This is a genomic window from Cryobacterium sp. TMS1-20-1, assembly GCF_004402355.1.
GTDB lineage: Bacteria > Actinomycetota > Actinomycetes > Actinomycetales > Microbacteriaceae > Cryobacterium > Cryobacterium levicorallinum.
The window spans coordinates 123499-147144 of sequence record NZ_SOGF01000052.1 but is presented as its reverse complement, the minus strand read 5'-3'; the positions used below and the strand labels follow the sequence as shown (position 1 = coordinate 147144).

The window sequence follows — 23646 nt, the reverse complement described above, 5'->3', positions numbered from 1 at the left end:
GTACTCCTGAGCTGAGGGTGGTGGTTCCTTGACTGTAGCGAGGAGGCAGGCGCAACCGCGGCCCACAGACGAGGGGCGTCAGCGGTTGCGGCGGTGAAGCCGTTTAGCCCAGGCTCGCTCGGTGGGCCGCCGCATCGAACTCCGCGGTGAGCTGCGGAAGTTGCAGCGCCTTCAGTGACGCGGCGAAGGCTCGTTCAAACGCGGCAGCATCCTTCGAGCGGATGCCGTAGAGCCGACTCACCCACTCCCCCACGTGCAGCTCGATCCGGCTCCAAAGCAGGCCGCGGGTGACGGTGACGATCTCGACATCCTCGACTGCGGTCACGATAGGGACGCCGCCCAGGGTGACCGTGACGGTGCCGCCGTGGAGTTCGATTTTCCAGTCGCCGGAGCTGGTGAGAGCCTTGCCCCAGGCGGATGGCTGCCAGGTTGGCGGCATGCTGGCTGTCCTCTCGCTAGCTCGACGCGTTCGATCCGGTTGCAGGACGCGGCTGAATGGCCGTGCATTCCAACAATGGTCCTGACTACGCGAGGCGGGCTTCAACCCGCACTTCGAACTCTAGTTGACACGTAGCCGGCCCGCGGCCCTCGGACAGGGCCGATTTGGGAGGGGTTCTGGCGAATCAGAGCGCCTCGGCTTCGTGGGTGGAGAGCTGCCGGTCGAGCAGCAGCGGTCGAGCAGCGCGAGGTAGTCCTGCTGTGACGTCGAAGGCTGCGTTGTGGGCCACGATAACGCAGCCGTCGAGTAGCACCACGCGCTACTGGTACACGTCCCGACGATGGCCGACGGTGACCACGACCACCACCAGAATGTCGTTGCGAATGGTGTAGATAATCCGATAGCTGCCCACCCGCACCCGATAGCCGTCACGTCCTTGCAAGGCTCGCGCCCCGGGCGGGCGAGGGTCTTCACCCAGCAAGGCAATGGCACCCTGCACCCGACCGCGGTCCTGCGGATCAATTCGTCGCAAAGATTCAACCGCTGCCGGGCGCAATTCATTGCGGTACTTGCTCACACCCAGCCGAGATCCGCTTTGACCTGCTCCCAGGGAATGTTGTCGCCCTCGTCGGCCATCGCCACATCGAACGCCGCGATATCCTCAGCATCGTCAAGCGCTTCTTGCATGCGCGCGTACTGCTCAGGGCTCACCAGCACAGCAGCGACTTTTCCGCGACGCTCCAAGAAGACGGCCTCTGAGCTGGCCTGGGCAATCAACTCGGGTAGGCGCGCCCTGGCGTCGGTGACGCTTGACTTCGACATGCCTCAAATGTACATCCGCGTGATGGGGATGTACATGTGCAGATGTGCAGCCGGGCGCACGGCAAAGGCCAGACGGCGTTCGTTAGGCGCCGTCCGCGTGCGCTCGTGCCGCCATCCGCTGTGCACGGGCACGTTGAAAGAGCACGAGAAGTGTCACGAGGCCGGCGGCACCGACACCGCTGGCGGTCCACACGTACCAGTCGTTGCCCCGCACACATTGCGGCCGCGCCCACCAGAGGTCAGGCGGCCGCCCCAAGAACTTGGTCATAACCGTTCGCGAAAGACAATGTCGCTGGATAACCGGTTGTCAGCGGTTGCGACGGTGCGGCGTGAACGGCTTGCGGTACGCGCCGACCGGCTTCACGACCGGCACCGATTCGCTGCCGTCGAGCGCCAGCGTCGTCTTGCAGCGCGGATAGCGGGCGCAGCCAAGAAAGGGGCCGCGCTTACCGGTGCGCTCGACCATGAACCCGCGACCACAGCGTGGGCAGACGATGGACTTCAATTCCTCGCCGATCGCGTTGGTGCGCAGCACGCCCTGGTCGCGAATGAGCTCCATCACGAAGCGGGATTCACGTTTGTCGATGGTGACCAGCAATGCGCTGCGCCGGGCGCGGGTCAGCGCAACATAAAACAGGCGCCGCTCTTCAGCCTTCGGAAATTCTTCGGCCTGCGGCATAGCGAGGCGCAACACCGGGTCGTTGGGGATAGTGCTCGGAAATCCCCACTTTCCCGACACCAGACCGGCAATCACGACGTAATCAGCCTCCCCTCCCTTTGAAGCGTGGATGGTCGTGAACGACATCTCGAGCAGGTCAGAGAGGTGTTTACAGCCGTCCAGATAACTACTTTGGTGGCGGTATCGACCGAGCACGAGCACCGACACCTTGCGCCCGTTCGCACTGGGGATGGCGCCGCTGGCCACCCGGCCGTGCAGCTCAGTCAAACGATGACGGATGCCGGCCGCTACGGCCTTGTCGGCTTGCAGCGTCATGATCTCCACCGTGGGTGCGAACTCGGCGGTCGACGAAACGACGCTCTTGGTGATTTGCGCCGGATTCTGCAAAACGAGGGTGCTGGAGACATCCGCTATGGATTGCGGAAACCGAAAGGTGCGCTCGAGGCGCATGATGTCGCTCGGGCCGAACCAGCTCTCGAAGCCGGTCATGACCGAGAGGTCGGCTCCGGCGAAGCGGTTGATGCTTTGCCAATCATCACCGACCGCGAATAGGTGGCGGCCGGGTGCGTCGACGAGCGCCCGAGCCAAACGGGCGCGGGCGAAGCTGGCGTCCTGAAACTCGTCGACCATCACGAGTTCGTAGGGGCTCTCCCAATCGCCGTTTTCGAGGTGCTGCGCGGCAAGGGTGAGCATGTCTTCGAAATCGATGCAGTCATCCGCACGGAGTTTCTCGTTCCATTCTCGGCGGATTACCGCGAATAGTCGCAGAAACGACGCATCGCGGTAACGCACGGGGCCATGAGCCTGTTCGGCCAGGCGAGCGCTGAGCTGTTCGTCGGTGAGACAGTTGCTTTTTGCGTGCAGGAGGAACGTGCGAAAGGTGCCGAGCAGAAGGGCGTTTTCGACGGGCTTCTGGCCTACGGCGAGGCGGCCAGCGTCGGGCTGCAGCGTGATACCACGCTCCGTCAGTTCGTGACCCAAGTTGGTCAAGGCGTTTCCGCCCCAGAGCTCCGCCATGGTCGTTTCCAGAAGGGTGGTGCCGTTGCTGCGATGGATGCGCCGCTTCCATGCCACACCATCGAGATAGTCCTCGAACGGCGACAACCCATCGGCATCAATTGCCCAATGCTCGTGGTATGCGTGGATGGCCGGGTAGAAAAAATCCGGCCGGTACTGCGCGTGCTCGGCGTCGACGGTTTCGATTTCGTAGCGCTGCTCGTAGACGTAGTCAACGCCGTTGAAGAACAGCCAGTCGGCGATCATGCGCTCTCCGGCGCTCTTGACGGTTTCACCCTGCGACGTTTTGAAACCCTCACCGGGATCGGACTTCGCCCCGTCATCATCCGGGTAATCGGGGGCAAGCACGGCGCGAAAGAAGTCCCACTCCGAACGAAACACGACGTCGGTCGCGCGCAGCCGATCCACGATCAAGCCGAGCTGTTCGATATCACCGCCGCCGTCGAGCCAGGGCGCCAATGACGACTTCCGCCCGGTGGCCTGGCCGATGATTTCGAGCCCGAAGGCGTGAAAAGTGCGGGCGACGACCTTGTCGGCATCGAGACCGAGCGGTCCGAGGCGGTCGCGCGTGCGCTGTTGCAGTTGTTTGGCCGCCTCCTTGTTGAAGGCCAGCATGAGAATCTTGTCGGCCGGAATGAGGTTGCGGTGCAGGGCGTAACCGGCCTTGGCGACCATGGTGGAGGTTTTGCCCGAGCCCGCCGAGGCGACGACCAGCATGCGGTTGTCGAAGCAGATCACGGCGCGGGTCTGCTCTGGGGTCAGCGGCGAGGATTCCACGCTCTCGAAGAACTCGCGACATTCATCCGTTTCGGACTCGAGGTGGTTCTGGTTTTCCCTCGCGATCACGTCGAGCACGTCTTCTGCCCACAGAGCGATCGTGTCGGCGATGCCGGCGGTCTGCTCGGCGATATGGCTGCGCAACAGGGACTCATCGAGCAGATGACAAAAGCCCACGGCGGTCTTGCGCGCAGCCCAGTCAGTGCTGAATTCGGTGGTGAGCCACCCCTTGGTCTGCAGGTGTTGGCTGAGGGCGGCGGTAAAGCTGTTCAACCAGAGCGTTGCCTGATACGCCGCCGCATCAAATTCCGCGATGAGCTGCCGCAGGTACAGCGACTGGCGCGACGCGGTGAACGCCTGGTCAAACGCTGCCGCGTCGGTAGAGCGGATGCCGCGGAGCCGGGTACCCCGCTCCCCCACCTGCACATCGATCCGGCTCCAGAACAGTCCGCGGGTGACGACCACGGTCGACACGTCCTCGACCGCGGTCGCGGTCGCGGTCGTGTCACCGCCGACGGTGACGGTGACGATGTCGTCGTGGAGCGCGAGTTGCCAGTCGCCGGACTTGGTGAAGGCTTTGCCCCAGGCGGACGGCTGCCACGTCGGAAGTGCGTGTTTGGTCATCGGGACTTGACCAGGAGCTTGATCGTGCGTGCGCCGAAGCCGATGAGGGCAAGCGGGATTGTGAACATGAGGAACGTTTGGGCCAGGGAAGTCATGCTTGCGATCGAGGCCGTGGGAACGTTCGAGGCGCTCATCCCATATTGCTGCGCGACGTAGCCGACCCCGGCAACGAGAACGTTGAAGCCCAGCGCCATCCAGAAGAGCTTCAGGCCGTTGTGCCGAAATACCTGCACGATACCGTCAAGCAGCCAGGAGGCAACGAACGGCAAGATTCCCGCCCACAACTTCACGGCTGCCACTCCTGCGAATTGCGATGCAATCATGGACGAGAAAATGGTCGACCTCCGGGTTACTACATCTCTGTCACGTCGGATTCATCCCGGCGTTGTCTGCTCACCGCACGTTTCCGTGAAACAGCGACCTATCGAACATGGGGCATTTGCGCGTAATCCGAACTGTAGCGACACATTGTGGCGTCCCGCGGCCCTCGGACAGGGCCGATTTAGGGAGATTCTGGAGCATCAGAGCGCCACGGTCTTGATCCCCGCCGACAGGCCCGCAGATCGCTCATCGCGGGACGGCGCTAGCGCTCACGTAGACGTCGGCGGGCATTTCTCGTTGGAGGTCCCAGGTGATGGCGATCGGCTTTTCGCCTGCATGCTTGAGGTAGTTGACGCGACCAAGACAGGTGTACGTGCCGACCATTCCCTCGTCGTCCTTACCGTCGTGGCGGGTGAAGAGCAGAACGTTTGAACCGCCGGGCCTGCCATTTATATAGCGGCTTCCAGTCGCGCTCTCGACGGTCGTCCCATTTTGAGATTCCCAGTGGAACCGGGAGGCGTTGAGGGCATAGTCGCGGTACATCGTGTTCGGCGAAAAGTCCTTTTCAGACTTATGGAGCGTCACGAGTAGGGCATCAGTCAACGTCTCGGCGCACCAGGCCACACCCTCACGGTGGCTGTCGACGCGGCCGCCCGTCTCCAAGTTTGCGTAGCCGAGTGCTGCCAGAATCTCTTCCCGGCGATACGAAGCGTGGCTGAACATCGGCACGTCTTCCAGCCCCTTCCCGAGGGCGAGCGGCACCCGCCGGGAGGCATCCGCGCTAAAGGCCACGATCTGCTGAATCTCCGAGCAGACAGTCCGCGTGGCCCGAAGCTGAATCAACGCAGCCTCATAAGACGCGAAATTGTTACCGTCCGGCCACAAAGTGAAGACAAGCATGCGCGCATATCGCTGGTCCCGGACGGACAGCTCCGCGTAGGCCGGGCACCCCGGTGTCGAGAGCCGAGTGTAGGCATCCGCTCGCTCGGGGTCGTCGACGTGCACGAAGGCAACCATCCGTTTGAGAAGCTGTTCCTCGCTTTCAGACATGACTGCGTCGTCACCAATCGGCCCACTCAAACCGGCCTCTCGGGACAAATCGGTCCAGGTCCACCTGCTATAGATCTCGCGAATCCCCCGCTCGGCGTCTTCGAGGTACTCCGCGAGCAGGTATTCGTGTACCGACGGACGGGTCGATGCGTGTGAGCGGATGTCCGCAACGACGTCTTTCTTGAATTTGAGCTGCGAGCTGATGCTTTCCAGGACGACCTTGCGCGCAACCCGGTCCAACACAAGTTGCGACCCCGATGGCAAGAACGGGAACCCTGCCGCGGCCTCGCGCCTAAGACGGCTGCGGCCAAAGCCCGTCAACGCCCGATAGCGCGTATCGAGACGATATTCGCGGCGGTGCTGACCGATGTAGTCGAGCACGGTCAAAACTGCCTTGCCTTGCGCACGTCTTAATCCACGTCCGAGCTGCTGCAGAAAAATCGTCGGGCTCTGAGTGGGGCGCAACATCAGGATCGTGTCGACGACCGGTATGTCGAGTCCCTCATTGAGCACGTCCACCGCGAAAATGCAGCTGATCTCGCCGTGGCGTAGCCGACGCAGTGTCTCTTCGCGTTCCGCCGACGGAGTCGCGCCGGTAACACATGCCGACGTAATATTTGCCTCGTTGAACTTGCGTGCCATGTACGCAGCGTGGGCTACGGAGACGCAGAATCCGATTGCTCGCATCTGGTGAACGTCCGACACTTTGTCCGCCAGCGTCACCAAAATCTTGGCGGTCCGAGCATCGTTACCCGTGTAGACCGCGTCGAGGCCAGCGTCGCTGTAACTACCTCGCTTCCACTCAACTGACCTGAGATCGACGTCGTCTGAGATGCCGAAGTAGTGGAACGGGACCAAAATGTCAGCTTCGAGGGCGTCCCAGAGCCGGAGTTCGGCCGCGGCACGGCCGGCGAAGAAATCGTTCTTGACGTCGACACCATCCGCGCGCTCCGGCGTGGCGGTGAGACCGAGCAGTTCCTTGGGCTGGAGGTGTTTCAGCAGGCGCCGGTAGGTCTTCGCTTCGGCGTGATGGAATTCGTCGATGATGACCACGTCAAAGTGTTGGGGATGGATGTTCTCTACCCCGTAGGAGTTCAAGGACTGCACACTCGCGAAAACGTGGTTCCACCGCTCGGGCTTGCCCCCGGCGACAAACAGCTCCCCGAAGGTGCCGTCCATGAGAATTTGGCGGAAGACTCGTTGTGTCTGTTCAAGGATCTCCTTCCGGTGAGCGACGAACAGGATCGTCAGGTCAGAACCACGGGCCCGAAGCAGGTTCTGGTAGTCGAGCCCGGCGACGATCGTCTTGCCGGTACCGGTCGCGGCGATAATTAGGTTTCGGTGGCGACCGTGCACGTTTCGCTCGGCCTCGAGCGATTCCAGCATCGCCTGCTGGTACGGGTACGGTCGGACCTCAATGTTCGAGAGGTCGATGGAATCGCCACGGCCGTAATTCGCGCTGCGCCCCAATGCCATGTCGAGGCGTTCGGAATCGCGGTCCGGATCGTAATTCTCAAACGATGGGTCGTTCCAATAGCTGTCGAACGTCGCCGAAAATTTATGGATGAGCGCCGGCGTGCTGATCTGCGAGAGCCGTACGTTCCACTCCAGCCCGTCCACGAGGGCGGAGTGGGAGAGATTGGAACTCCCGACGTACGCCGTGTTGAAACCGGTCTTCCTCCGAAAAAGCCACGCCTTGGCATGCAAGCGGGTGGACTGGGTCTCATAGTTCACTTGCACTTCAGCGCCAGACTTGGCCACGAGCTTGTCCAGCGCCTTGCGCTCGGTCGCTCCCACGTAGGTCGTCGTGATGACTCGGAACGGAATCTTGCGATCGTGAAGTTCGATGAGAGCGTCTTCGAGAACACGGATGCCGTGCCAGCGCACGAAGGCGCAGAGAAGGTCCACCTCATCTGCGCTCGCAAGCTCGGCCCGCAATTCAGCGCCCAGACTGGGCTCGTCTCGAGCATTCGTGAGAAGGGCCGAATCGCTCAGCGCTGTCGCCGGGCGCTCGATCGCTTTTGCGCTGGCGCCGGGAGCGCTCAGCTGGAGCAGCTGACGCAACTCCCCGGGTTTAAAAGATTCATCGGACTGCAGGTCGGCGAGCACGCGGTTGACGAGCGCAACCCGATCAGCGGGATCGATGCCGGTCAGCGCCCGACGGGCAGCATTGGCGATGAATCGGGCGAGGAACTCGGGGGCCTCCGCGTCGACGATTTTATCGGTCGTCTTTCTTGCAGTCTCGGCGCGTACGGCGAGTTCACTCGTCAGGGAACCGGTGATGAGCGTCTCATAGAGCCCGAAGGGCATCGGTTGGGTCATTGGGTAATTTTCCGAAGATCCGCGAGGTCGGCCCGTGCAGGCTCATGGTCGCGGCTCGTTCTCGCACGCACACGTCTCATGTGGCAATCCCCCAAGTATTTCTAGCGCCTGGTACTTCTGCCTAAGACCATAGCAACGACCAGGCATTGGACTCCGTCCAGCACCACCTTGGTGTTCGGGCGCCGTCTCTCAGGCCCGTGGCTGGCACAAATTCCGTTTCCTTTGTGGCATCAGAAATTTCCAGTGACGTTCTCCGCCAGCGCTATTAGCTGTGGAAGAGCAACGAATACTCCGATTGCGGTCACCGTCGCAATGCTGAGCAGCTTCCAGATGATGCGCCGAACGAGCGCAGATCGAAACTCGCCATCCAGCTTGGTGTACTGCGCCATTAGGTTCGGAGTCGGTGCCGACGTAGTGGGCGACCAAGTCGTCGACGCATCGACTATCACCGCGAGCTCGACCAGATCGGCTTCGGCGAGGTCGACTGGCCGTTTCAGAAGCCAGCGCCGTAAGTAATTCGCATCCAGAACGTGGACTTCGTCGGGCCTCTTCTTGATCGTGATCGACGCGGGGCTGACCAGCGCGATCACGGCCTGCACCGGCGGGAGCTGTGGCATCCGCTCGTGAAGTATTTTGGTGACGCGCGTGGCCTCGAATTTGGAGTTTCGCAGGTAGGGCTGCTTTTGGCCGTTGACCAGGAACACCCGTTCGGCGATCCAGATCTTCTTGCCGCGATGGTGCTTGGTATTGAAGGTGAAGATGCCGCCGGGGCCGATCACGAGGTGGTCGATATCGGCGCCGGCTTCGCCGATGGGGAGAGCGTGGACGACTCGCCACTCGGGCGGGAGCCGGCTGAGAATTCTGCCGACCTCGATCTCGCCCTGGGCGCCGCGGTACCAGGCGACGCTGTCGGCGGCCAGCGGGGAGACGCCCCAGAACCGGGCGAAGCGCGTGCGCGGCGGCATCGACAGCTGCTGGTGGAGCAGCTCTTCGATGACCGATTGGGCGGCGATTCGATGGCGCATGCCCGGTAGCTGTGTTGTCATTCATCCCCCGATGATTAGTGCCACGTTAGCGAATCCGACACCGAGCCAGTCTGCGCTAGGCGAGAACCGCGGCGAGGTGCTGGTAGGCATCCACTTGATGTGTTGCACGCCGGATGCGCTCGGCCGGATCTCTGTGCCAGAGCGCCTGAGCTCCCGGATGGTAGGTGGAGATGACGGTGAGTTCATTGGCCGTATTCGGCGCGCGCCTTAGCACCCGGTGCCACGATCTGAGGGCGTCTCCGCCCTGAAGCAACACGACCTGCACGGCTGGTGCCAGGTGGAGCATTTCGAGGATTGTGTCAACGCCGGCCTCTAACTCGGCGGCCTTGGGGGCTCGATTGATGAACCAGGGGTAGGCGTTCCACGGCAGAATATCGCAGGCACTAACGCCGACTGACGCGAAGCGCGCGCACTGCCGTTCAGCGGTTGGGTCATCGTTTTCGATGCTGATGAACCCACTGCCCTTGTCTTTGCGTGTGGCAGGGCCTGGATCGCGCAGCACGGAGAGTACGCGAGCGTTAATGCCACCGTGGATCGGTGCGACGTAAGGAACCCAGAGGTCTGGCGTGCTGATCTCGTCGACGTAGTCGTTGATCGGCTTGATGTGCCGATCGAAACGATGCTTCACCTGCTCAGCGAGGTAGGCGGGTTCCTTCATGCGTCGGGTCATGGGGTAAACGTACCCGGGGTTGCTGCAGTTCGCGAGGCTACCCGGGTGTTTGGGCCGCCCGACTGAGGCACGGGTCACTAGTCGGTCACTAGCAGGCAAGGGGCGAGAGTCATTCGCGCGTTCAGAAGTAAGAGTCCCTCCGTGCTCGCGATTGAGCTTCGCGTGACTGCGATAACGGCGGCGAACCCGCAGTGAGCCGGGCGACAAGCCCGGTCACTTTCGCCAGGGTCGTGACGCAACGGGGATCATCCGCTGGTGAATTGGGCGAGCCGATCACGGTTGCCGCTCAATCGGACGGAGGCGTGCCCAGTCTGGGCATCAGGATCGGAGGCATCGGCGTTGTGATGCGCGCCGGCTTTCCCGCTGCCAGATTCTGCGCCTGGCCACGAATGTAGCCCGGCACGTGTTTCGAAATCGACTGGTGCGCGGGCAACTCCCGCGTCGCTGCAATCACGGCGTCCAGGGTCTGAGCGATGACCTCTCGGGCGCGCGAAGACTCGAGGCCCCAGGCACAGGCCTCGTCGACCAGGTGATCGAGAGTGACCCGCGTGATGACGCGTTCGCCGCTGATGGACATCGCCAGCTCCAGCGGTGCCTCAAACCCGAGAGCGAGCGGCGCGGCATCGTAGAAGGGAGCCAGTTGTGAGCGGCCATCATCAAAGCGGAGGAGCGAAAAATTCTTCGCATGCGCGTCGGTGTTGCCGGCCGCGACGTTGAGCACTGTGTATCGAAGCAGCTTCTCGCGGTCTGGTTCTGTGCGGTCGAAGATGCTGCGGTCGCGGTCGAGCACCGAAGCGATCGCGGCCAGGCTGGCACCGCGGTTGCTGCGCTCGAACTTGTCGTCCCCGCCCCACGGGAGCGCCAACGCCTGCGCCAAGTCCTCCTGATGAATTCGCTCGATGCTGGAATTCGTGATTCGTCGGTCATAGCGCTCGACGACCAGCACCGGCGTCTGGCCGATCGTGTCCACCCACGAATCGAAGTGAAGGAGGCCGAGCGCCCGAGCGACACCCAACACGTAGTTCTCACCCTCGACGAGATGGCGATTTTCTTCGGAGACCGGTTTGAGGATGTGGGTGGAGGGTTTCGTACCGTTACCCGCGATCCAGCGGCCATCAGAACGGGTGAGGGCGAGTTTTCGTTGAAAGCCGGGCAGCGCGGAACCGCCGCCGCCAAGAATGTAGCCGGCCGCCTGGCTCAGCAACTGCACGAGTTCGGACTCCTCGAGCAATCGGGGTTGCCCTGTCACGCGGCCCGCGCCGATCGTGAGCGCGCCGATGAGGTCTGCCCCGACAGCACCGAAGATACCGATCAGGTCGTTGCTGCGCACCTGGAGCGCATTGGCCAGTAGGTCGAGCCAGCGCCCCTCCGGCAGCAGTGCGCCGAAGAATGACTCCGTGGTGTCGACATTCGACGTGCCGACGGGGAGGGAGGCCGACAGCGGCGTCGAACGCAGGGGCCACCGCGCGAGGGCGTCGTTGCTCCAGTCGAACAGGGCGCGACCCCGGGGTGCGTGGGTGAGGTCGCCGATGTGAGTGCCATAGAGCTCCACGCGCAGGGCGGGGTCACTCATCATCGACCGGCGACGTCGACTGCGCCGAGAGGGCAATTCCGAGCTTGGCCAGGATCTCGAAGTACCGCTCATCAGCCCTCTTGGGCTTTCCGGCCTCGAGTTCGGAGACGTAGCGCTGGGTTGTGCCGAGGGCCACCGCCAATTGCCGCTGGGTCATACCGTGCTGAAGACGGATGCGCCGCGTGAAGTCGCCGAGGTCAACCGCCGACCGAATTTGAGCGATCATCGCACCTCCGCTTCGTTATTACCGAACGGTAGTAGCCTAGCATTCGATTACCGATAGGTAATGAACGGAGTGCAATTACCTTTCGGTAATACGGCTCTTAGACCGCATGCTCCGCGAGAATCGACTCCAGCGTCCTGCCCAGATATCGCGGCTAGCGTCGAGCGCGTTGGCGTTGGCGTTGGCGTTGGCGTTGGCGTTGGCCGGTACACAGGACTCATGAATTACACAAGATACACAGAGATATACAAGGCGCACAGCGGATGCCATGGGGTCGGTCCCTGACAGCACCGAACGCAGCTGGACACCCCAGGAACCCGGCCGTAGCGCAATCGTCACGAATGTGTACACATTCGAGACCACACATCGTCGACTCTATACATGACCGCTGCCGCCGCCTTTTCTGTTCTTCCGAGTCGAGAGGTCCGCACCGAACTTCCGAAAGCCCGAGAACGATTTCGTGCTGAGCCTCGGGTCAGGTAACCAGGACAAACCCTGAGCCGAAGTAAGGAGTCTTGCCAGACTCGATTAGGGGCAGGGGATCTTGGTGTAGCGGCGACCCTTGTTATCAACGAAGGTTCCGTTGTTGCCGTAGGCGCGGCATCCGGTGTAGTTGTCGACGCTGGGGACGGCGGGCGCAACGTAGGGCGCGACGTAGGGGGCAACATACGGTTGCTCGGCGGCCCACTGGGCGGCGAGAGCTTTCGCGTCGGCGGCCGCTTGCGCATCGGCGGCGGGCGGCGGCGGCTGGGAGGCTTTGCTCAGGTTTGGCTGGGCACAATAGAAACCCCAGCCAAACCGAAGGGCCCCCAATGAGCAATTTCCAGCGCATTCTGAGCATGGCAGCCAAGGCCCTTGACCAGAAAGGGCAGCCGTCCTCCGGCGGGTCAGGCAAGACGGATTGGCGCGCGATGGTGCGCACCGCAGCCGACAAGGTCACCGGAGACAGCAGGCCCCCGGCGAACAACGAGCAGCGCAGTGCAGCTCCCCTTGCTGGTTCGAACGTGAGCGCGCAAGACCGCGCGGCTATCGCCCGTTACGACTACCTGCTGCAGACCGCGCAGCCGCAGCAACTCGAGCAGGTGCACCGCGACGCGTTCGCGCGGCTCACTCCGACGCAACGCGACGAGGTCAATTCCCAGTTGCGCGCAGAGCTGCCCGCCAACGAATACCCGGCATCGTCCAGCCCGGACGACCTGGCCCGGTCGGCCACCCGCGGCGAAGCCCAGAATCCCGGGTTCCTGAAGAAACTGTTCGCGAAGCCGTCCGGCCGAGGAGTCGGCGGCGCTCTGGCCGGAGTCGCTGTCGGGCTCGGGGCCGGCGGGCTACTCGCCGCCGTCGCCGGTGGCGCGGTGCTCAGCACTGTGGCCGGGCCTCTTCTGGAACAGGCGGCCGGCTTCGGCGTCGATTTCGAGAACCTTGCCGGCGGTCTTGAGGGAGTCACCCAGGGCGTTGATTTGGAGAATCTCGCCGGCGGTGTCGAGGGAGTCACCCAGGGCGTCGCCGACGGCGCGGGCGAGTACGCGACCGGGCTGAACGAGCAGGTGAAAGATCTGGGATCGAACTTTGAGATCCCCGGTCTCTCAGCACTCGGCAACCTGTTTGGCCGCGACTAGGCGGTACCGACAAAGCTGGCTACCAGCCGACACGGACTCGGCCGGGGTCTCAGCCCCAAGGCTCTCGTCTTCTTCCTCGCGTTCATGCCGCAGTTCATCCAGCCGGAACAGCCGCTGCGCCCCCCAATATCTCGTACTGACCGTCAGCGTAGTACTGATCGACATCGTCGTGATGTGGCTGTTCTTCGCGGTGGCGGCGAGATCGTTCCAGCGCTTCACGAACACCACTCGCGGCCAGCTCATTCTCAACCGCACGTTCGGCCTGCTGTTCATATCCGTCGCGCTGCTGCTGGCACTGATGCACTGAGCGGGTATACCCGGGCGCGCCTGACCATCAGCGCTCTCGGAATGAGCCAGCCGGTCGTCGTCGGGTCCCCGCGCGGATCGCCGAGCAAGCCTCCGCCCGACCGGTTCCCTACAACGCGAGCGCCGGCTCCCCCAGCGCCCGCATGACCGAGTACAGGTCGGCTTTTCCCTCGAAGCCGATCCCGGGCAGGTTCGGCATCGTGATGAAGCCGTTTACTACTTCCGATCCATCAGGAAAACCGCCGAAGGGCTGGAACAGGTCGGGATAGCTCTCGTTACCACCGAGGCCGAGGCCGGCCGCGATGTTGAGGGACATCTGGTGGCCGCCGTGCGGGATGCAGCGCGAGCGGGACCATCCGTTCTGCTCGAGCATATTGAGGGTGCGCAGGTATTCCACGAGCCCGTAACTGAGCGCGCAGTCGAACTGCAGCCAGTCTTTCTCGGGTCGCAGGCCTCCGTAGCGAATGAGGTTGCGGGCGTCATGCATGGAGAACAGGTTCTCGCCGGTAGCGATGGGCTTGTCGTAGGCGGCGGCAACCGCCGCCTGCGCCTCGAAGTCCAGGGGATCGACGGGCTCTTCGTACCAGAACAGGTCGTACTGCGAGAGCGCCCGAGCGTATTCCACGGCGGTCGCATGGTCGAAACGACCGTTGGCGTCTACGGCCAGTCGCTGATGCGGTTCAAGCATGCCCAGCACGGCTTCGATGCGCTGCAGGTCGTCGGCCAGCGGCGCTCCGCCGATCTTGGCCTTCACTACGGTGTAGCCGCGGTCGAAATAGCTCTGCATCTCATCGGTCAGGCCGGTGAGGCCGCGCCCGGGCTGGTAGTAGCCGCCGGCGGCGTAGACGAAGACCTCACGGTTGGGCGTTCCCGTACCGAAACGCTCGGCCAGCAGCTGAAACAGCGGCTTCTCCTCGATCTTGGCCACGGCATCCCAGACGGCCATGTCAACCGCGCCCACCGCGACGGATCGCTCACCATGCCCGCCGGGCTTTTCGTTGGCCATCAGGGTGTTCCAGATGCGTTCCGGTTCGAAGTTGTCGCGCACCGGGTCGAGCAGGTCGACCGGGTCGGCCTCAAGCAGGCGCGGCAACAGACGCTCGCGAATGATGGCACCCTGGCCGTAACGCCCGTTGGAGTTGAAGCCGTAGCCCACGACCGGGCGGCCATCGCGCACGACGTCGGTGACAACGGCGACCACGCTCAGTGTCATCTTGCTGAAGTCGATAAAGGCGTTGCGAATCGGCGAGCTGATCGGCATGGTCTGCTCGCGCACATCAACGATTCTCATCGCAGAACAGCCTCGGCCGTCACTGTCGCGAAGGCGGCGGCGAGGGCATCAGAGACCTCTTCGGTGGTGGCGCGTCCGCCGAGATCGGGAGTGCGCACATCCGTTTCGAGCAGCACGTGGCCCATGGTGTCGACGAGCGCGGCGCCCGCTTCGGGGTGGCCGAGGTGGTCGAGCATCATCGACGCCGCCCAGACCTGACCGAGCGGGTTGGCCTTTCCTTGACCGGCAATGTCCGGTGCCGAGCCGTGCACCGGCTCGAACATCGAAGGGAACTCGCCCTCGGGGTTGAGGTTGGCCGAGGGCGCGATGCCGATGCTGCCGATGATGGCCGCGCCGAGGTCGGTGAGAATGTCGCCGAACAGGTTGGAGGCCACAATTACGTCGAAGCGGCCCGGGTCCAGCACGAACAAGGCTGCGAGGGCGTCAATGTGGTATTCCGAGATCTCCAGCAACGGATGCTCCTGCCCGAGTTCGCGCAGAATCTCGTCCCAGAACGGCATGGTGTGAATGATGCCGTTGGACTTGGTGGCGCTGGCGAGTCGTCCCTCGCGCTGTTCGGCGAGGTTGATGGCATAGTTCATGGCTCGGGTCACGCCGAATCGGGTGAAGATCGATTCTTGAATAGCGACCTCCTGCGGCAGGCCGCGGTAGAGGCGACCGCCGCTTTCGGAGTACTCGCCCTCGTTGTTTTCGCGCACCACCTGAAAGTCGATGCCCCCGGCGGGCACCTTGCGCAGTGGGCTTTCAATACCCGGGAGCAGCTTGATGGGACGCAGGTTGATGTATTGCTGGAAGGCGCGGCGGATGGGTATGAGCAGGCCCCACAGCGAGACGTGGTCTGGTACACCGGGAAACCCGACCGCGCCGAGCAGGATCTGGTCGCACTCGGCGAGCTGTTCGATGCCATCGGCGGGCATCATGGCGCCGGTGCGGGCGTAGTACTCGCAGCTCCAGTCAAAATTTTGCCATTCGAAGGCGAACCCGAAACGGTGGCCGGCCAGCTCGAGCAGGCGCTGTGCGGGGGGCATCACTTCGGTGCCGATTCCGTCGCCGGCAATGACGGCAATGCGGTGGGTGAGAATGGTCATGGGGTTACCTCCGAGTTTGGATAGTTCCTTTGGGAAGGGTGAAGATCTGAATGCTCCACATTTCTTAGGCGCCGGCGCCCGAACCACCCTCGTGCACGCTCACGGTCGGCTCGATGCCGTCGGCACCGACCACCTCGCGCCAGGCCTCGAACCCGCCCTGGAACGCTACGATTCCAGCCTCGGGCAGCGAGATCTCGATCGCTTCCAGAATCTCGGTCGCCGACACCCCGAGGTCCAGAGCCACCCGGATGTGGCTTTGGATGTGCCCCTTCGCCGCGCGCATCACAGTGAGGCTCACGATGAAGATGAGCTCCTTGGTGCTCCGGTCCAGGGTGCGCTGGTCGAGGTACGCGGCCGACACCAGGTGGTTCGCGGCCTGCAGCACCGGAAAATCCTGTTTCGCCATCACCTTGTGGTAATCGAGCACATAACCACGCTTGCGGGCCATCTCGTCGATGTAGTCCTGCGGGTTCTTAGACATGAACTGCTCCTTCTGATTCGGATCGAATTGCTATGGATCGAAGCTCGACCTGGTTGACAACTTCGACATAACGCACGACCTCGGTGTGGTCTAAGGGCACAGTGTGGTCTGACGGCACGGGGTCACCGAGCACCCGGCGGGCCTCGGCGAGCACCCCCACGGTCGTGTCCGTGATCGGCGTGCTCATTCCGGCACCGAGCGCCTGGGCGATCGCCACGTCCTTGAGCATGAGGTCGAGCGAGAAACCGGAATCGAACGTGCCGTTCAGTACGTGTTTGGCGTACTTCACCTCGGTGGCCTGGCTGCGCCCGGTCGACGAATTCACTACGTCCAGCATTACCGCAGCGTCGATGCCGAAGCTGCGCGCCACCGTGAAGATCTCGGCCGCAGCCGCGAGATTGGTGGCCGACAACAAATTATTGAGCGCCTTCGCGGCGTGTCCGGACCCGCTCGGCCCCACCACGGTGATGCGGGTGCCGAGCGGAGCCAGGTGCTCCATCGCCCGCTCCCGATCAGCCGCGATCCCACCCACCATGATCGACAGCTCCCCGATGCTGGCCTTTGCCACCCCGCCGGACACCGGGGCATCCACGAACGCGATCCCGGCGGAAGCGGCCTGCGCGGCCAGCCGTTGCGTGCTCGCCGGCTCTGACGAGCCCATGTCGATCACGAGGGCACCGGGCCCGAGCTGGGCGAGCAGCGCTACCACGACGGATTCGACGATGCGGCTGTTGGGGAGCATCAGGATCACCGTGCGGATGCCCGCCGAAAGCTCCTCGAGCCCGGCCAGTGCCCGACCGCCCACCGCGGCGGCGAGCGTGGCGCTCGCCGCCGCATCCACGTCGTAGAGCAGCACGTCACGACCGGGCGCGTAGCGGCGAACCATCGGGTCGCCCATTTTGCCGAGGCCGATGAACAGTGTGGTCATAATGTCTCCTTTGACAGTGTGGAAAAGTACAGTGCTCACGCCACGGGCACCGGGGGCGGAGTGGTTCGAGCCAGCACCACGGCGATGTATCCGGCCAGGATCTGCACCGCGCCCACAATGATCCACAGCGCTACCTCGGGCACCGCCGCGTAGAGCAGGCCGAATGCGAGCGGTCCGGCACCGCTGCCGATGTAGGTACCGATCTGCATGATGCCCGTCGCGCTTGGCGTAGCCGGACCGGCCACGCGGGACACCACAAAGTGGGTGAGTCCGGGCCAGCCCCAGCCAATGCCGAGAGCCAGCAGCATGCCCACCACGAAGGTCCACTGGGTGTCGACGGCCATGAGCAGCACCCCCACGCCGCCGACGCACATCATGGTGGCCACGGTCGCGAGCGCGAATTTGCTGTTCGCTCGATCGGCGATCCGTCCCACGATGACGCGCACGGTGACGCTGAGCAAACCGCCTACGCTCAAGAGGATGCCCGCCCACGCTAGCGGCAGGCCGCGCTCGATGCCGGTGATCACCGCATACGCGGTGACGGCGCCGGTGGCCGCGGCCGAGAGTGTGGTGACGCTCGTCATAAGCAGCAGATACTTCATGAGCGCCGGCGTCAGCGGCACATGTGAGCCGCCCCGTCGATGGCGCGAGAGCTCCCCGCGTGGCACCGACCACCAGAACAGCACGCCCACCGCAAGCGCGAACAGGCTCGCCAGACCGAACCCCCAGTGCCACCCCAAGGTGAGCGCGAGCGCGGGCACGGCCAGCCCGGCCAGGAACGCGGAGAACGGGATCGCCGATTGCTTGATACCGAACGCGGTCGCGAGCATGCCGCGCCGCACCCGCAGGTTGATCAGCTGATTCGCCGCCGGGTGGCTGATGCCATTGGATACCCCACCCACTGCGGCCCACACCAGCAGCCAGGCCCACGACGGCACCAAAAATGCGGCGCCCGCGAGGCTCAGCGCTCCGACCACCACCCCGAGCAGGGTTGCCGAGCGAATGCCCAACCACGACACAAGCCGGCCGGCCAGCAGGGACATCACCGCGGCCGCACCCCAGTAGCTGGCCACCGCCACGCCGAGCACCCACTGTGGCGCCGGCACATCGCGCTGGATCTGCACGAACAGGGCGCCAAGCAAGAACACCGGCAGCCCGCCAGTGATGGTGGCGCCCACCGCGAGCACCACCGCACGGGAGCCCGACTCGCGCCGGCGCATCACTTATGCACGAGAGGCAGTGAGGGTATCTCTGGACACTGCTACGCCTCCGCCGAGCACTGTGGAGTCGTCGAGCTCGGACACGCTTGCGGCCAGTGCCTTCGCCGCGGGCGCCCCGATCAGCCCTTCCGCCTTCTGCACGATGTCGGCCCAGGTTGCCCGGTCGCCCGGCGCCCCACGGAAGGAATTTTCGCTCTTCTCGATCACGGTTCCGTTTCGGAGCACAACCTGCACTTCGGCCTGCCACCGAGCCGGGAATGCGGCCTCGAGCGAGTCACTGCGATAGCACTCGACCTTTTCCATCCACTCCATGAGCTCCGCGGCCACGGCAGGTGCGTCGTCGAACTGGTCGACAGTGGCGCGCCCGGTTGCGAGCGCGACCGCCGCGCCGAACGGCATACTGAACTGGGCGTCCACCGGCGTGTTGACCACGAGTTTGCGTGCCGCGGGCTCAGAAACGAGCGAGGCACCGGCCCGGATCACGCCGACTCGGATGCGTGCGACATCGTCGATGCCGAGCTCAGGGTTCTGCTCGCGAATGTCGCGCAGCAGATCGATGTTGCCGTGCATATAGCGGCAGCAGGGGTAGAACTTGATCGAGGTGTCGAGCGCGCTACGGCCGAATTCGAGCGCCAGCTGTCGGCCCTCGACCACGCCCGCGCCGTACTGCACGAGAAAGCCGTCTCGGCCCTCGATGGCCGTGGCCGGTGCGGTGAATCCGGCGGCGGCGAGCTTCGCAGCGCGAATACCCGTGGCCGCGGCATGCCCGGCGTTGAGCCGTTTGGTCCAGGAGCCGTCGGCCAGAAATTCGAGCGAGCCAGACGCCATATTCGCCGCCAGTCCGAGGGCATGCGCCGTCTGCTCCACCGTGAGACCGAGCAGCCTGGCCGCCGCCGCTGCGGCACCGAGGCAGCCGGCCACCCCCGTAGGGTGAAAGCCGCGCCCGTAGCTCTCGCGGGCACCGAGCAGCACGCCCAACGTGCACATCACGTCGTAGCCCACGATGGCGGCCCGCAGTACCTCACCGGTGAGCGACTGCCGCGTGCTGGCGAGAGCGAGCACTGCCGGGAAGATGACGACGCCGGGGTGCAGCGAGGACTCCTCGAAGGTGTCATCGAGTTCGAGGCCGTGTGCGGTGATGCCGTTCACCAGGGCGGCGCTTTCCACCGTGGCGAAGCCGCTCGTACCAGCTCCATCCACTCCGTGCAGGGCGGCCGGGAAGAAGGCCGTCGGCTGCTCCGATATTTCGACGGCAGCGCGGGCAGCCACCGCCGAGTCGCGGTGAAACCCGCCGCCGGTGATGGCGTGGTAGTCGAGCAGCAGCAGCCGCATCCACTCTGCAAGCTCGGGCGACACTGTGTGGTCGGCCACGGCGTGGGCGGCGAGACGGTGTGAGACGGTACTCATGTCGGTGCCTTTCATAGCAATCACGGCAGCAGGCGGGTGGGGCTGAGTCCCACGAAGGTGCGGTCGTCTTTCTGGAAGAAGTCGTTTCCTTTGTCGTCGACCACCAGGAAGGCGGGAAAGTTCTCGACCTCCACGCGGAAGACGGCTTCCATGCCGAGCTCGGCATAGTCGATGACCTCGACCGAGCGGATGCAGTCCTGCGCCAGCCGCGCGGCCGGGCCGCCAACCGAGCCGAGGTAGAACCCGCCGTTGGCGTGGCAGGAGGCGGTGACGGCGGCGGAGCGGTTGCCCTTGGCGAGCATCACCAGCGAGGCCCCGAGCGCCTGAAACTCGGCCACGTAGCCGTCCATGCGGCCGGCCGTCGTTGGCCCAAACGACCCCGACGGCATTCCCTCCGGCGTCTTGGCCGGGCCGGCGTAATAGATGGGGTGCTTGAGCAGGTAGTCGGGCACGCCCTCGCCGCGCGCAATCCGCTCGCGAATCTTCGCGTGCACGATGTCGCGACCCACGATGAGTGTGCCGGTCAGTGAGAGCCGCATGCTCACCGTGCAGGCACTGAGCTGGGCGCGAATCTCCGCCATGGGCACCGTGAGGTCGATGGCAACGGATGCCGACGCGTCCGTTATTTCTGCCAGCCCGGTGCTCGGAATGAACCGGGCCGGGTCGCGTTCGAGTTCTTCGAGGAACACCCCCTCCGGGGTGATACGGCCGAGGACCTGACGGTCGGCCGAGCATGACACCGCGATCGCAATGGGCAGCGAGCCGCCGTGGCGCGGCAGGCGCACCACCCGCACGTCGTGGCAGAAGTACTTTCCGCCGAACTGGGCGCCGAAACCGAGCTGGGTCGTGAGCTCGAACACCTTCTGCTCGAAGTCTTGGTCGCGATAGCCGTGTCCAGCGTCGCTGCCCTGCTCGGGCAAGGTGTCGAGATAGTGGGCCGAGGCGAGCTTCGCGGTTTTCAGGGCGAATTCTGCGCTGGTTCCGCCGATCACGACGGCGAGATGGTACGGCGGGCAGGCCGCGGTTCCGATGCTTTCGATCTTCGCCTTCAGGAACTCGAGCATTCTCTTCTCGTCGAGGATCGACTTGGTCTCCTGATAGAGGAAGGACTTGTTGGCGCTGCCGCCACCCTTCGCCATGAAGAGAAACTCGTATTCCAGCCCCTGCCCGAGGCCGATCTCGATCTGCGCGGGCAGGTTGTTCTGCGTATTCGCCTCGGTCCACATATCGACCGGGGACATCTGGGAGTAGCGCAGGTTGAGGTCCTGGTACGCCTGATAGACGCCGTGGCTGAGGCTGCGAGCATCCGTTCCGTCGGTCTGGATGCGATGGCCCCGCTTGGCGGAGATGATGGCCGTTCCGGTGTCCTGGCACATGGGCAGCACTCCGCCGGAGGCGACGTTGGCGTTCTGCAGCAGGTCGAGTGCCACATATCGGTCGTTCGCCGAGGACTCCGCGTCGTCGATGATGCGGCGCAGCTGGGCCAGGTGGGTGGGACGCAGAAAGTGGGCCAGGTCGCGAAAGGCCGCATCGGCGAGGGCCTCGATCGCGGACTGGTCTACCTCGAGCACGGCCTCCTCTCCGATGCCGCGCACCCTGTAGCCGGCCACGTCGAGGCGGCGCATCGGGGTGTCGGTGGGACCGAGCGGCAACTGGTCGACATAGCTGAACTCAGCCATCACAGCACGCCCGCGCCGGTGAGCTCGTCGATGGCGGCGGCGCTGTAGCCGAGGGCACCAAGGATCGACCGGGTGTCGGCACCCACGTCGGGCACCCGGTCCATGCGCACCGCCTGCCCCACCACGGTCACGGCCGGGAGTAAAGCCCGCACTTGTCCAGCCGAAGTCTCGACGGTGCGCCAGCGGTTTCGCGCGCTGAGCTGCGGGTGAGTGAGTACGTCTTTCACCTCGCGCTGACGTGCAAAGGCCACCGTCGACTCGGCGAGGCGGCGTTCCATCTCCGGCCCATCGTGGGAGGCGAAGACCGCATCGACCACGGCATGCAGCTCGGTGCGGTGCGTCAGGCGCACACTGCTGGTGGCGAAGCGCTCGTCGTTGATCAGATCCGGCCGTTCCAGCACACCGGCGCAGAACGACGCCCACTCGCGGTCATTCTGCACCGAGAGCACGACGTCCACGCCGTCTCCGGCCCGGAACGTGCCGTAGGGGGCGATCGACGCATGGCTGGTGCCGGCACGGGCCGGGGCGGTTCCGCCGTATTCGGTGTAGTAAAGGGGAAAGCCCATCCACTCGACCACGGAATCGAAGAGGCTCACCTCGACCTCTGACCCTTCACCGGTGCGCTCGCGGTGAAACAGGGCGGTGAGAATTCCGGAGAGGGCGTACATGCCAGCGCCAATATCCGCCGTAGGAATACCAGTCTTGGCGGGAGCCTCCGCGGTGCCCGTGATCGCGACGAGTCCGGCCTCGCTCTGAATCAGCAGGTCATAGGCCTTGGCGTCTCGGTAGGGACCACTACTGCCATATCCGCTGATGGAACAGGTAATCAGGGTCGGGTAGCGCTCGCGCAACTCGGCGGCGCCGAGACCGAGGCGAGCCGCCGCATCCGGTGCCAGATTCTGCACGAAGACGTCGGCGGTGGCAAGCAGCTCGTGCATTATCGCCAGGGCCTCTGGCCGTTTCAGGTCGAGGGCGAGGCTCTCCTTGTTGCGGTTGAGCCAGACGAAGTGGCTGGACAGCCCGTTCACCGTTTCATCGTAGCCGCGGGCGAAATCGCCTGTGCCTGGACGTTCGATCTTGATCACCCTGGCACCCTGGTCGGCGAGGTGGCGGGTGGCCAGGGGAGCAGCTACGGCGTGTTCGCAGGAGATCACCGTGATGCCCTCGAGGGGCAGAGTCTGGGACATATTCAACCTTCAACGCTGACGATAAAATGCATGATTCTCTAAACAATGTATCATTTTGAAACGGAGGCATCTACCCCTCGTCCGGTGGATGCGGTTCGGATAGAGTGAAGCCTTGGACCGTCACCCCGCGAAAAATGCAAGGAAATCTGATGGGAATCACCGAGGCGCCCCCCACAAAGCGGGATCAGATCGTCGACGAACTGCGACGCCTAATTCTCAGCGGAAATCTGCCCCGCGGCGCAAAGCTGCCCCAAGATGAACTAGCCCGCCAGTTCAGCAGCAGCATCACCCCGGTGCGCGAGGCGCTGCGCGCCCTCGAAGCCGAGAACCTCGTGGTGAGCGAACCTCGGCGCGGAGTGCGGGTTGCCGGCATCAATTTCGAGCGGGCCAAAGCGACTTATATTATTCGTCGGCTCACCGAGAGCTACGCTATGCGGCGCGCGGCGATCCGACTCTCCCCGCTCGAACTGCGCCAAGCCGAACTGCTGCTCGCCGAGCTGAACGCGGCGACAGCCCGGCACGATTCGGATGCCGCCCGCCAACTGAACAAGCGCTTCCACTTCTTCTTCTACGAGCGGTGCGGTATTCCGAGTCTGGTCGAAGAGATCGACGTGCTCTGGCGCGTATTCCCGTGGGACCTATTACTCGACTCCCCCGAGCCGTCCGAAGACTCCGAAACCGAGCACCGGGCCATGCTCGAGGCCGTGCGCGCCGGCGACGCCGAGGCGGCCGGGCTGGCCCTCGAGCATCACGTGTCGCGCAGCTTCATCGCCCTGAACGCGCGCTATACCGGCAAGCCGCCCGCCGACCCGTTCGACATCGCCAACGACTGACGCGCGGCTCATCGGCCGGGGCGACGGATGCCGCATGTTGCGCTGGG

General features: G+C 64.0%; 23 protein-coding genes and 1 pseudogene. 3 read left to right on the top strand and 21 right to left on the bottom strand.

The window, feature by feature from the left end; genetic code table 11:
- Positions 1-103 precede the first annotated feature (103 nt).
- The 13 genes from E3O45_RS11960 to E3O45_RS11905 all read right to left on the bottom strand — a co-directional run bounded on the left by E3O45_RS11960 (position 104) and on the right by E3O45_RS11905 (position 12376).
- On the bottom strand, positions 104-439 hold the full coding sequence (locus E3O45_RS11960) for a hypothetical protein (protein ID WP_134443599.1): 336 nt from the start codon (positions 437-439) through the stop codon (positions 104-106).
- 184 nt (positions 440-623) lie between these two features.
- Positions 624-755 carry a hypothetical protein gene (locus E3O45_RS18230; protein ID WP_255452981.1) on the bottom strand — a complete coding sequence of 44 codons (132 nt, stop codon included), beginning with the start codon at positions 753-755 and terminating at the stop codon, positions 624-626.
- Between the two features lie 3 nt (positions 756-758).
- Positions 759-1016, bottom strand: a complete 258-nt coding sequence (locus E3O45_RS11955; protein WP_134443598.1) for a type II toxin-antitoxin system RelE/ParE family toxin — start codon at positions 1014-1016, stop codon at positions 759-761.
- Positions 1013-1261 carry a type II toxin-antitoxin system Phd/YefM family antitoxin gene (locus tag E3O45_RS11950; RefSeq protein WP_134443597.1) on the bottom strand — a complete coding sequence of 83 codons (249 nt, stop codon included), beginning with the start codon at positions 1259-1261 and terminating at the stop codon, positions 1013-1015. The genes E3O45_RS11955 and E3O45_RS11950 overlap by 4 nt, the downstream gene beginning before the upstream one ends.
- Before the next feature lie 82 nt (positions 1262-1343).
- Positions 1344-1529, bottom strand: a complete 186-nt coding sequence (locus E3O45_RS11945) for a hypothetical protein (RefSeq protein ID WP_134443596.1) — start codon at positions 1527-1529, stop codon at positions 1344-1346.
- A gap of 39 nt (positions 1530-1568) precedes the next feature.
- Entirely contained in the window at positions 1569-4358 is a 2790-nt protein-coding gene (locus tag E3O45_RS11940; protein ID WP_134443595.1) for a UvrD-helicase domain-containing protein, read from the bottom strand.
- The gene (locus E3O45_RS11935; RefSeq protein WP_134443594.1) at positions 4355-4648 is read right to left on the bottom strand and encodes a hypothetical protein; all 294 of its coding nucleotides are present in this window, start codon (positions 4646-4648) and stop codon (positions 4355-4357) included. Before E3O45_RS11935 ends, E3O45_RS11940 begins: the two co-directional genes overlap by 4 nt.
- Before the next feature lie 277 nt (positions 4649-4925).
- Complete coding sequence (locus E3O45_RS11930; RefSeq protein ID WP_134443593.1) at positions 4926-8051, bottom strand: DUF3427 domain-containing protein; 3126 nt, start codon at positions 8049-8051, stop codon at positions 4926-4928.
- Between the two features lie 230 nt (positions 8052-8281).
- Positions 8282-9097 carry a nuclease-related domain-containing protein gene (locus E3O45_RS11925; protein WP_134443592.1) on the bottom strand — a complete coding sequence of 272 codons (816 nt, stop codon included), beginning with the start codon at positions 9095-9097 and terminating at the stop codon, positions 8282-8284.
- 55 nt (positions 9098-9152) lie between these two features.
- Complete coding sequence (locus E3O45_RS11920; RefSeq protein ID WP_134443591.1) at positions 9153-9767, bottom strand: uracil-DNA glycosylase; 615 nt, start codon at positions 9765-9767, stop codon at positions 9153-9155.
- A gap of 286 nt (positions 9768-10053) precedes the next feature.
- A complete protein-coding gene (locus E3O45_RS11915) occupies positions 10054-11340 on the bottom strand; it encodes a type II toxin-antitoxin system HipA family toxin (protein ID WP_166789485.1) in 1287 nt (428 codons plus the stop codon).
- The gene (locus E3O45_RS11910) at positions 11333-11566 is read right to left on the bottom strand and encodes a helix-turn-helix transcriptional regulator (protein ID WP_092448833.1); all 234 of its coding nucleotides are present in this window, start codon (positions 11564-11566) and stop codon (positions 11333-11335) included. Before E3O45_RS11910 ends, E3O45_RS11915 begins: the two co-directional genes overlap by 8 nt.
- Positions 11567-12091: 525 nt before the next feature.
- On the bottom strand, positions 12092-12376 hold the full coding sequence (locus E3O45_RS11905) for a hypothetical protein (protein ID WP_134443589.1): 285 nt from the start codon (positions 12374-12376) through the stop codon (positions 12092-12094).
- Between E3O45_RS11905 and E3O45_RS11900 the strand changes: the two genes are divergently transcribed.
- Positions 12376-13179, top strand: coding sequence for a hypothetical protein (locus E3O45_RS11900; protein WP_134443588.1), 804 nt, complete (start codon positions 12376-12378; stop codon positions 13177-13179). The genes E3O45_RS11905 and E3O45_RS11900 overlap by 1 nt on opposite strands.
- A gap of 48 nt (positions 13180-13227) precedes the next feature.
- A pseudogene (locus tag E3O45_RS18075) lies at positions 13228-13486 on the top strand (LysE family transporter); the annotation flags it as partial.
- A gap of 108 nt (positions 13487-13594) precedes the next feature.
- Here E3O45_RS18075 and E3O45_RS11890 read toward each other — a convergent pair.
- From E3O45_RS11890 to E3O45_RS11855, 8 genes are all read right to left on the bottom strand, one after another.
- A complete protein-coding gene (locus tag E3O45_RS11890; RefSeq protein ID WP_134443587.1) occupies positions 13595-14776 on the bottom strand; it encodes a mandelate racemase/muconate lactonizing enzyme family protein in 1182 nt (393 codons plus the stop codon).
- Positions 14773-15858, bottom strand: a complete 1086-nt coding sequence (locus E3O45_RS11885; RefSeq protein ID WP_304988992.1) for a tartrate dehydrogenase — start codon at positions 15856-15858, stop codon at positions 14773-14775. Before E3O45_RS11885 ends, E3O45_RS11890 begins: the two co-directional genes overlap by 4 nt.
- Positions 15859-15928: 70 nt before the next feature.
- A complete protein-coding gene (locus E3O45_RS11880) occupies positions 15929-16345 on the bottom strand; it encodes a carboxymuconolactone decarboxylase family protein (protein WP_134443585.1) in 417 nt (138 codons plus the stop codon).
- Entirely contained in the window at positions 16338-17273 is a 936-nt protein-coding gene (locus E3O45_RS11875) for an NAD(P)-dependent oxidoreductase (RefSeq protein WP_134443584.1), read from the bottom strand. The genes E3O45_RS11880 and E3O45_RS11875 overlap by 8 nt, the downstream gene beginning before the upstream one ends.
- Positions 17274-17308: 35 nt before the next feature.
- The gene (locus E3O45_RS11870) at positions 17309-18451 is read right to left on the bottom strand and encodes an MFS transporter (protein ID WP_166789484.1); all 1143 of its coding nucleotides are present in this window, start codon (positions 18449-18451) and stop codon (positions 17309-17311) included.
- A 45-nt stretch (positions 18452-18496) separates the two neighbouring features.
- Complete coding sequence (locus tag E3O45_RS11865) at positions 18497-19900, bottom strand: MmgE/PrpD family protein (protein WP_166789483.1); 1404 nt, start codon at positions 19898-19900, stop codon at positions 18497-18499.
- Positions 19901-19920: 20 nt separating this feature from the next.
- A complete protein-coding gene (locus E3O45_RS11860; RefSeq protein WP_134443581.1) occupies positions 19921-21579 on the bottom strand; it encodes a FumA C-terminus/TtdB family hydratase beta subunit in 1659 nt (552 codons plus the stop codon).
- Positions 21579-22766 (bottom strand): CaiB/BaiF CoA-transferase family protein, encoded by a 1188-nt coding sequence (locus E3O45_RS11855; protein ID WP_134443580.1) that lies wholly within the window; start codon positions 22764-22766, stop codon positions 21579-21581. Before E3O45_RS11855 ends, E3O45_RS11860 begins: the two co-directional genes overlap by 1 nt.
- Before the next feature lie 149 nt (positions 22767-22915).
- Between E3O45_RS11855 and E3O45_RS11850 the strand changes: the two genes are divergently transcribed.
- The gene (locus E3O45_RS11850; RefSeq protein ID WP_166789482.1) at positions 22916-23599 is read left to right on the top strand and encodes a GntR family transcriptional regulator; all 684 of its coding nucleotides are present in this window, start codon (positions 22916-22918) and stop codon (positions 23597-23599) included.
- Positions 23600-23646: the final 47 nt, after the last annotated feature.

What these genes read in the sequence shown, in the direction of transcription:
- E3O45_RS11960 (WP_134443599.1), bottom strand. Translation starts at nt 439, where the DNA reads ATGCCGCCAACCTGGCAGCCATCCGCCTGGGGCAAGGCTCTCACCAGC.
- E3O45_RS11950 (WP_134443597.1), bottom strand. Translation starts at nt 1,261, where the DNA reads ATGTCGAAGTCAAGCGTCACCGACGCCAGGGCGCGCCTACCCGAGTTG.
- E3O45_RS11945 (WP_134443596.1), bottom strand. Translation starts at nt 1,529, where the DNA reads ATGACCAAGTTCTTGGGGCGGCCGCCTGACCTCTGGTGGGCGCGGCCG.
- E3O45_RS11940 (WP_134443595.1), bottom strand. Translation starts at nt 4,358, where the DNA reads ATGACCAAACACGCACTTCCGACGTGGCAGCCGTCCGCCTGGGGCAAA.
- E3O45_RS11930 (WP_134443593.1), bottom strand. Translation starts at nt 8,051, where the DNA reads ATGACCCAACCGATGCCCTTCGGGCTCTATGAGACGCTCATCACCGGT.
- E3O45_RS11925 (WP_134443592.1), bottom strand. Translation starts at nt 9,097, where the DNA reads ATGACAACACAGCTACCGGGCATGCGCCATCGAATCGCCGCCCAATCG.
- E3O45_RS11920 (WP_134443591.1), bottom strand. Translation starts at nt 9,767, where the DNA reads ATGACCCGACGCATGAAGGAACCCGCCTACCTCGCTGAGCAGGTGAAG.
- E3O45_RS11915 (WP_166789485.1), bottom strand. Translation starts at nt 11,340, where the DNA reads ATGAGTGACCCCGCCCTGCGCGTGGAGCTCTATGGCACTCACATCGGC.
- E3O45_RS11910 (WP_092448833.1), bottom strand. Translation starts at nt 11,566, where the DNA reads ATGATCGCTCAAATTCGGTCGGCGGTTGACCTCGGCGACTTCACGCGG.
- E3O45_RS11900 (WP_134443588.1), top strand. Translation starts at nt 12,376, where the DNA reads ATGAGCAATTTCCAGCGCATTCTGAGCATGGCAGCCAAGGCCCTTGAC.
- E3O45_RS11890 (WP_134443587.1), bottom strand. Translation starts at nt 14,776, where the DNA reads ATGAGAATCGTTGATGTGCGCGAGCAGACCATGCCGATCAGCTCGCCG.
- E3O45_RS11880 (WP_134443585.1), bottom strand. Translation starts at nt 16,345, where the DNA reads ATGTCTAAGAACCCGCAGGACTACATCGACGAGATGGCCCGCAAGCGT.
- E3O45_RS11875 (WP_134443584.1), bottom strand. Translation starts at nt 17,273, where the DNA reads ATGACCACACTGTTCATCGGCCTCGGCAAAATGGGCGACCCGATGGTT.
- E3O45_RS11865 (WP_166789483.1), bottom strand. Translation starts at nt 19,900, where the DNA reads ATGAGTACCGTCTCACACCGTCTCGCCGCCCACGCCGTGGCCGACCAC.
- E3O45_RS11860 (WP_134443581.1), bottom strand. Translation starts at nt 21,579, where the DNA reads ATGGCTGAGTTCAGCTATGTCGACCAGTTGCCGCTCGGTCCCACCGAC.
- E3O45_RS11855 (WP_134443580.1), bottom strand. Translation starts at nt 22,766, where the DNA reads ATGTCCCAGACTCTGCCCCTCGAGGGCATCACGGTGATCTCCTGCGAA.
- E3O45_RS11850 (WP_166789482.1), top strand. Translation starts at nt 22,916, where the DNA reads ATGGGAATCACCGAGGCGCCCCCCACAAAGCGGGATCAGATCGTCGAC.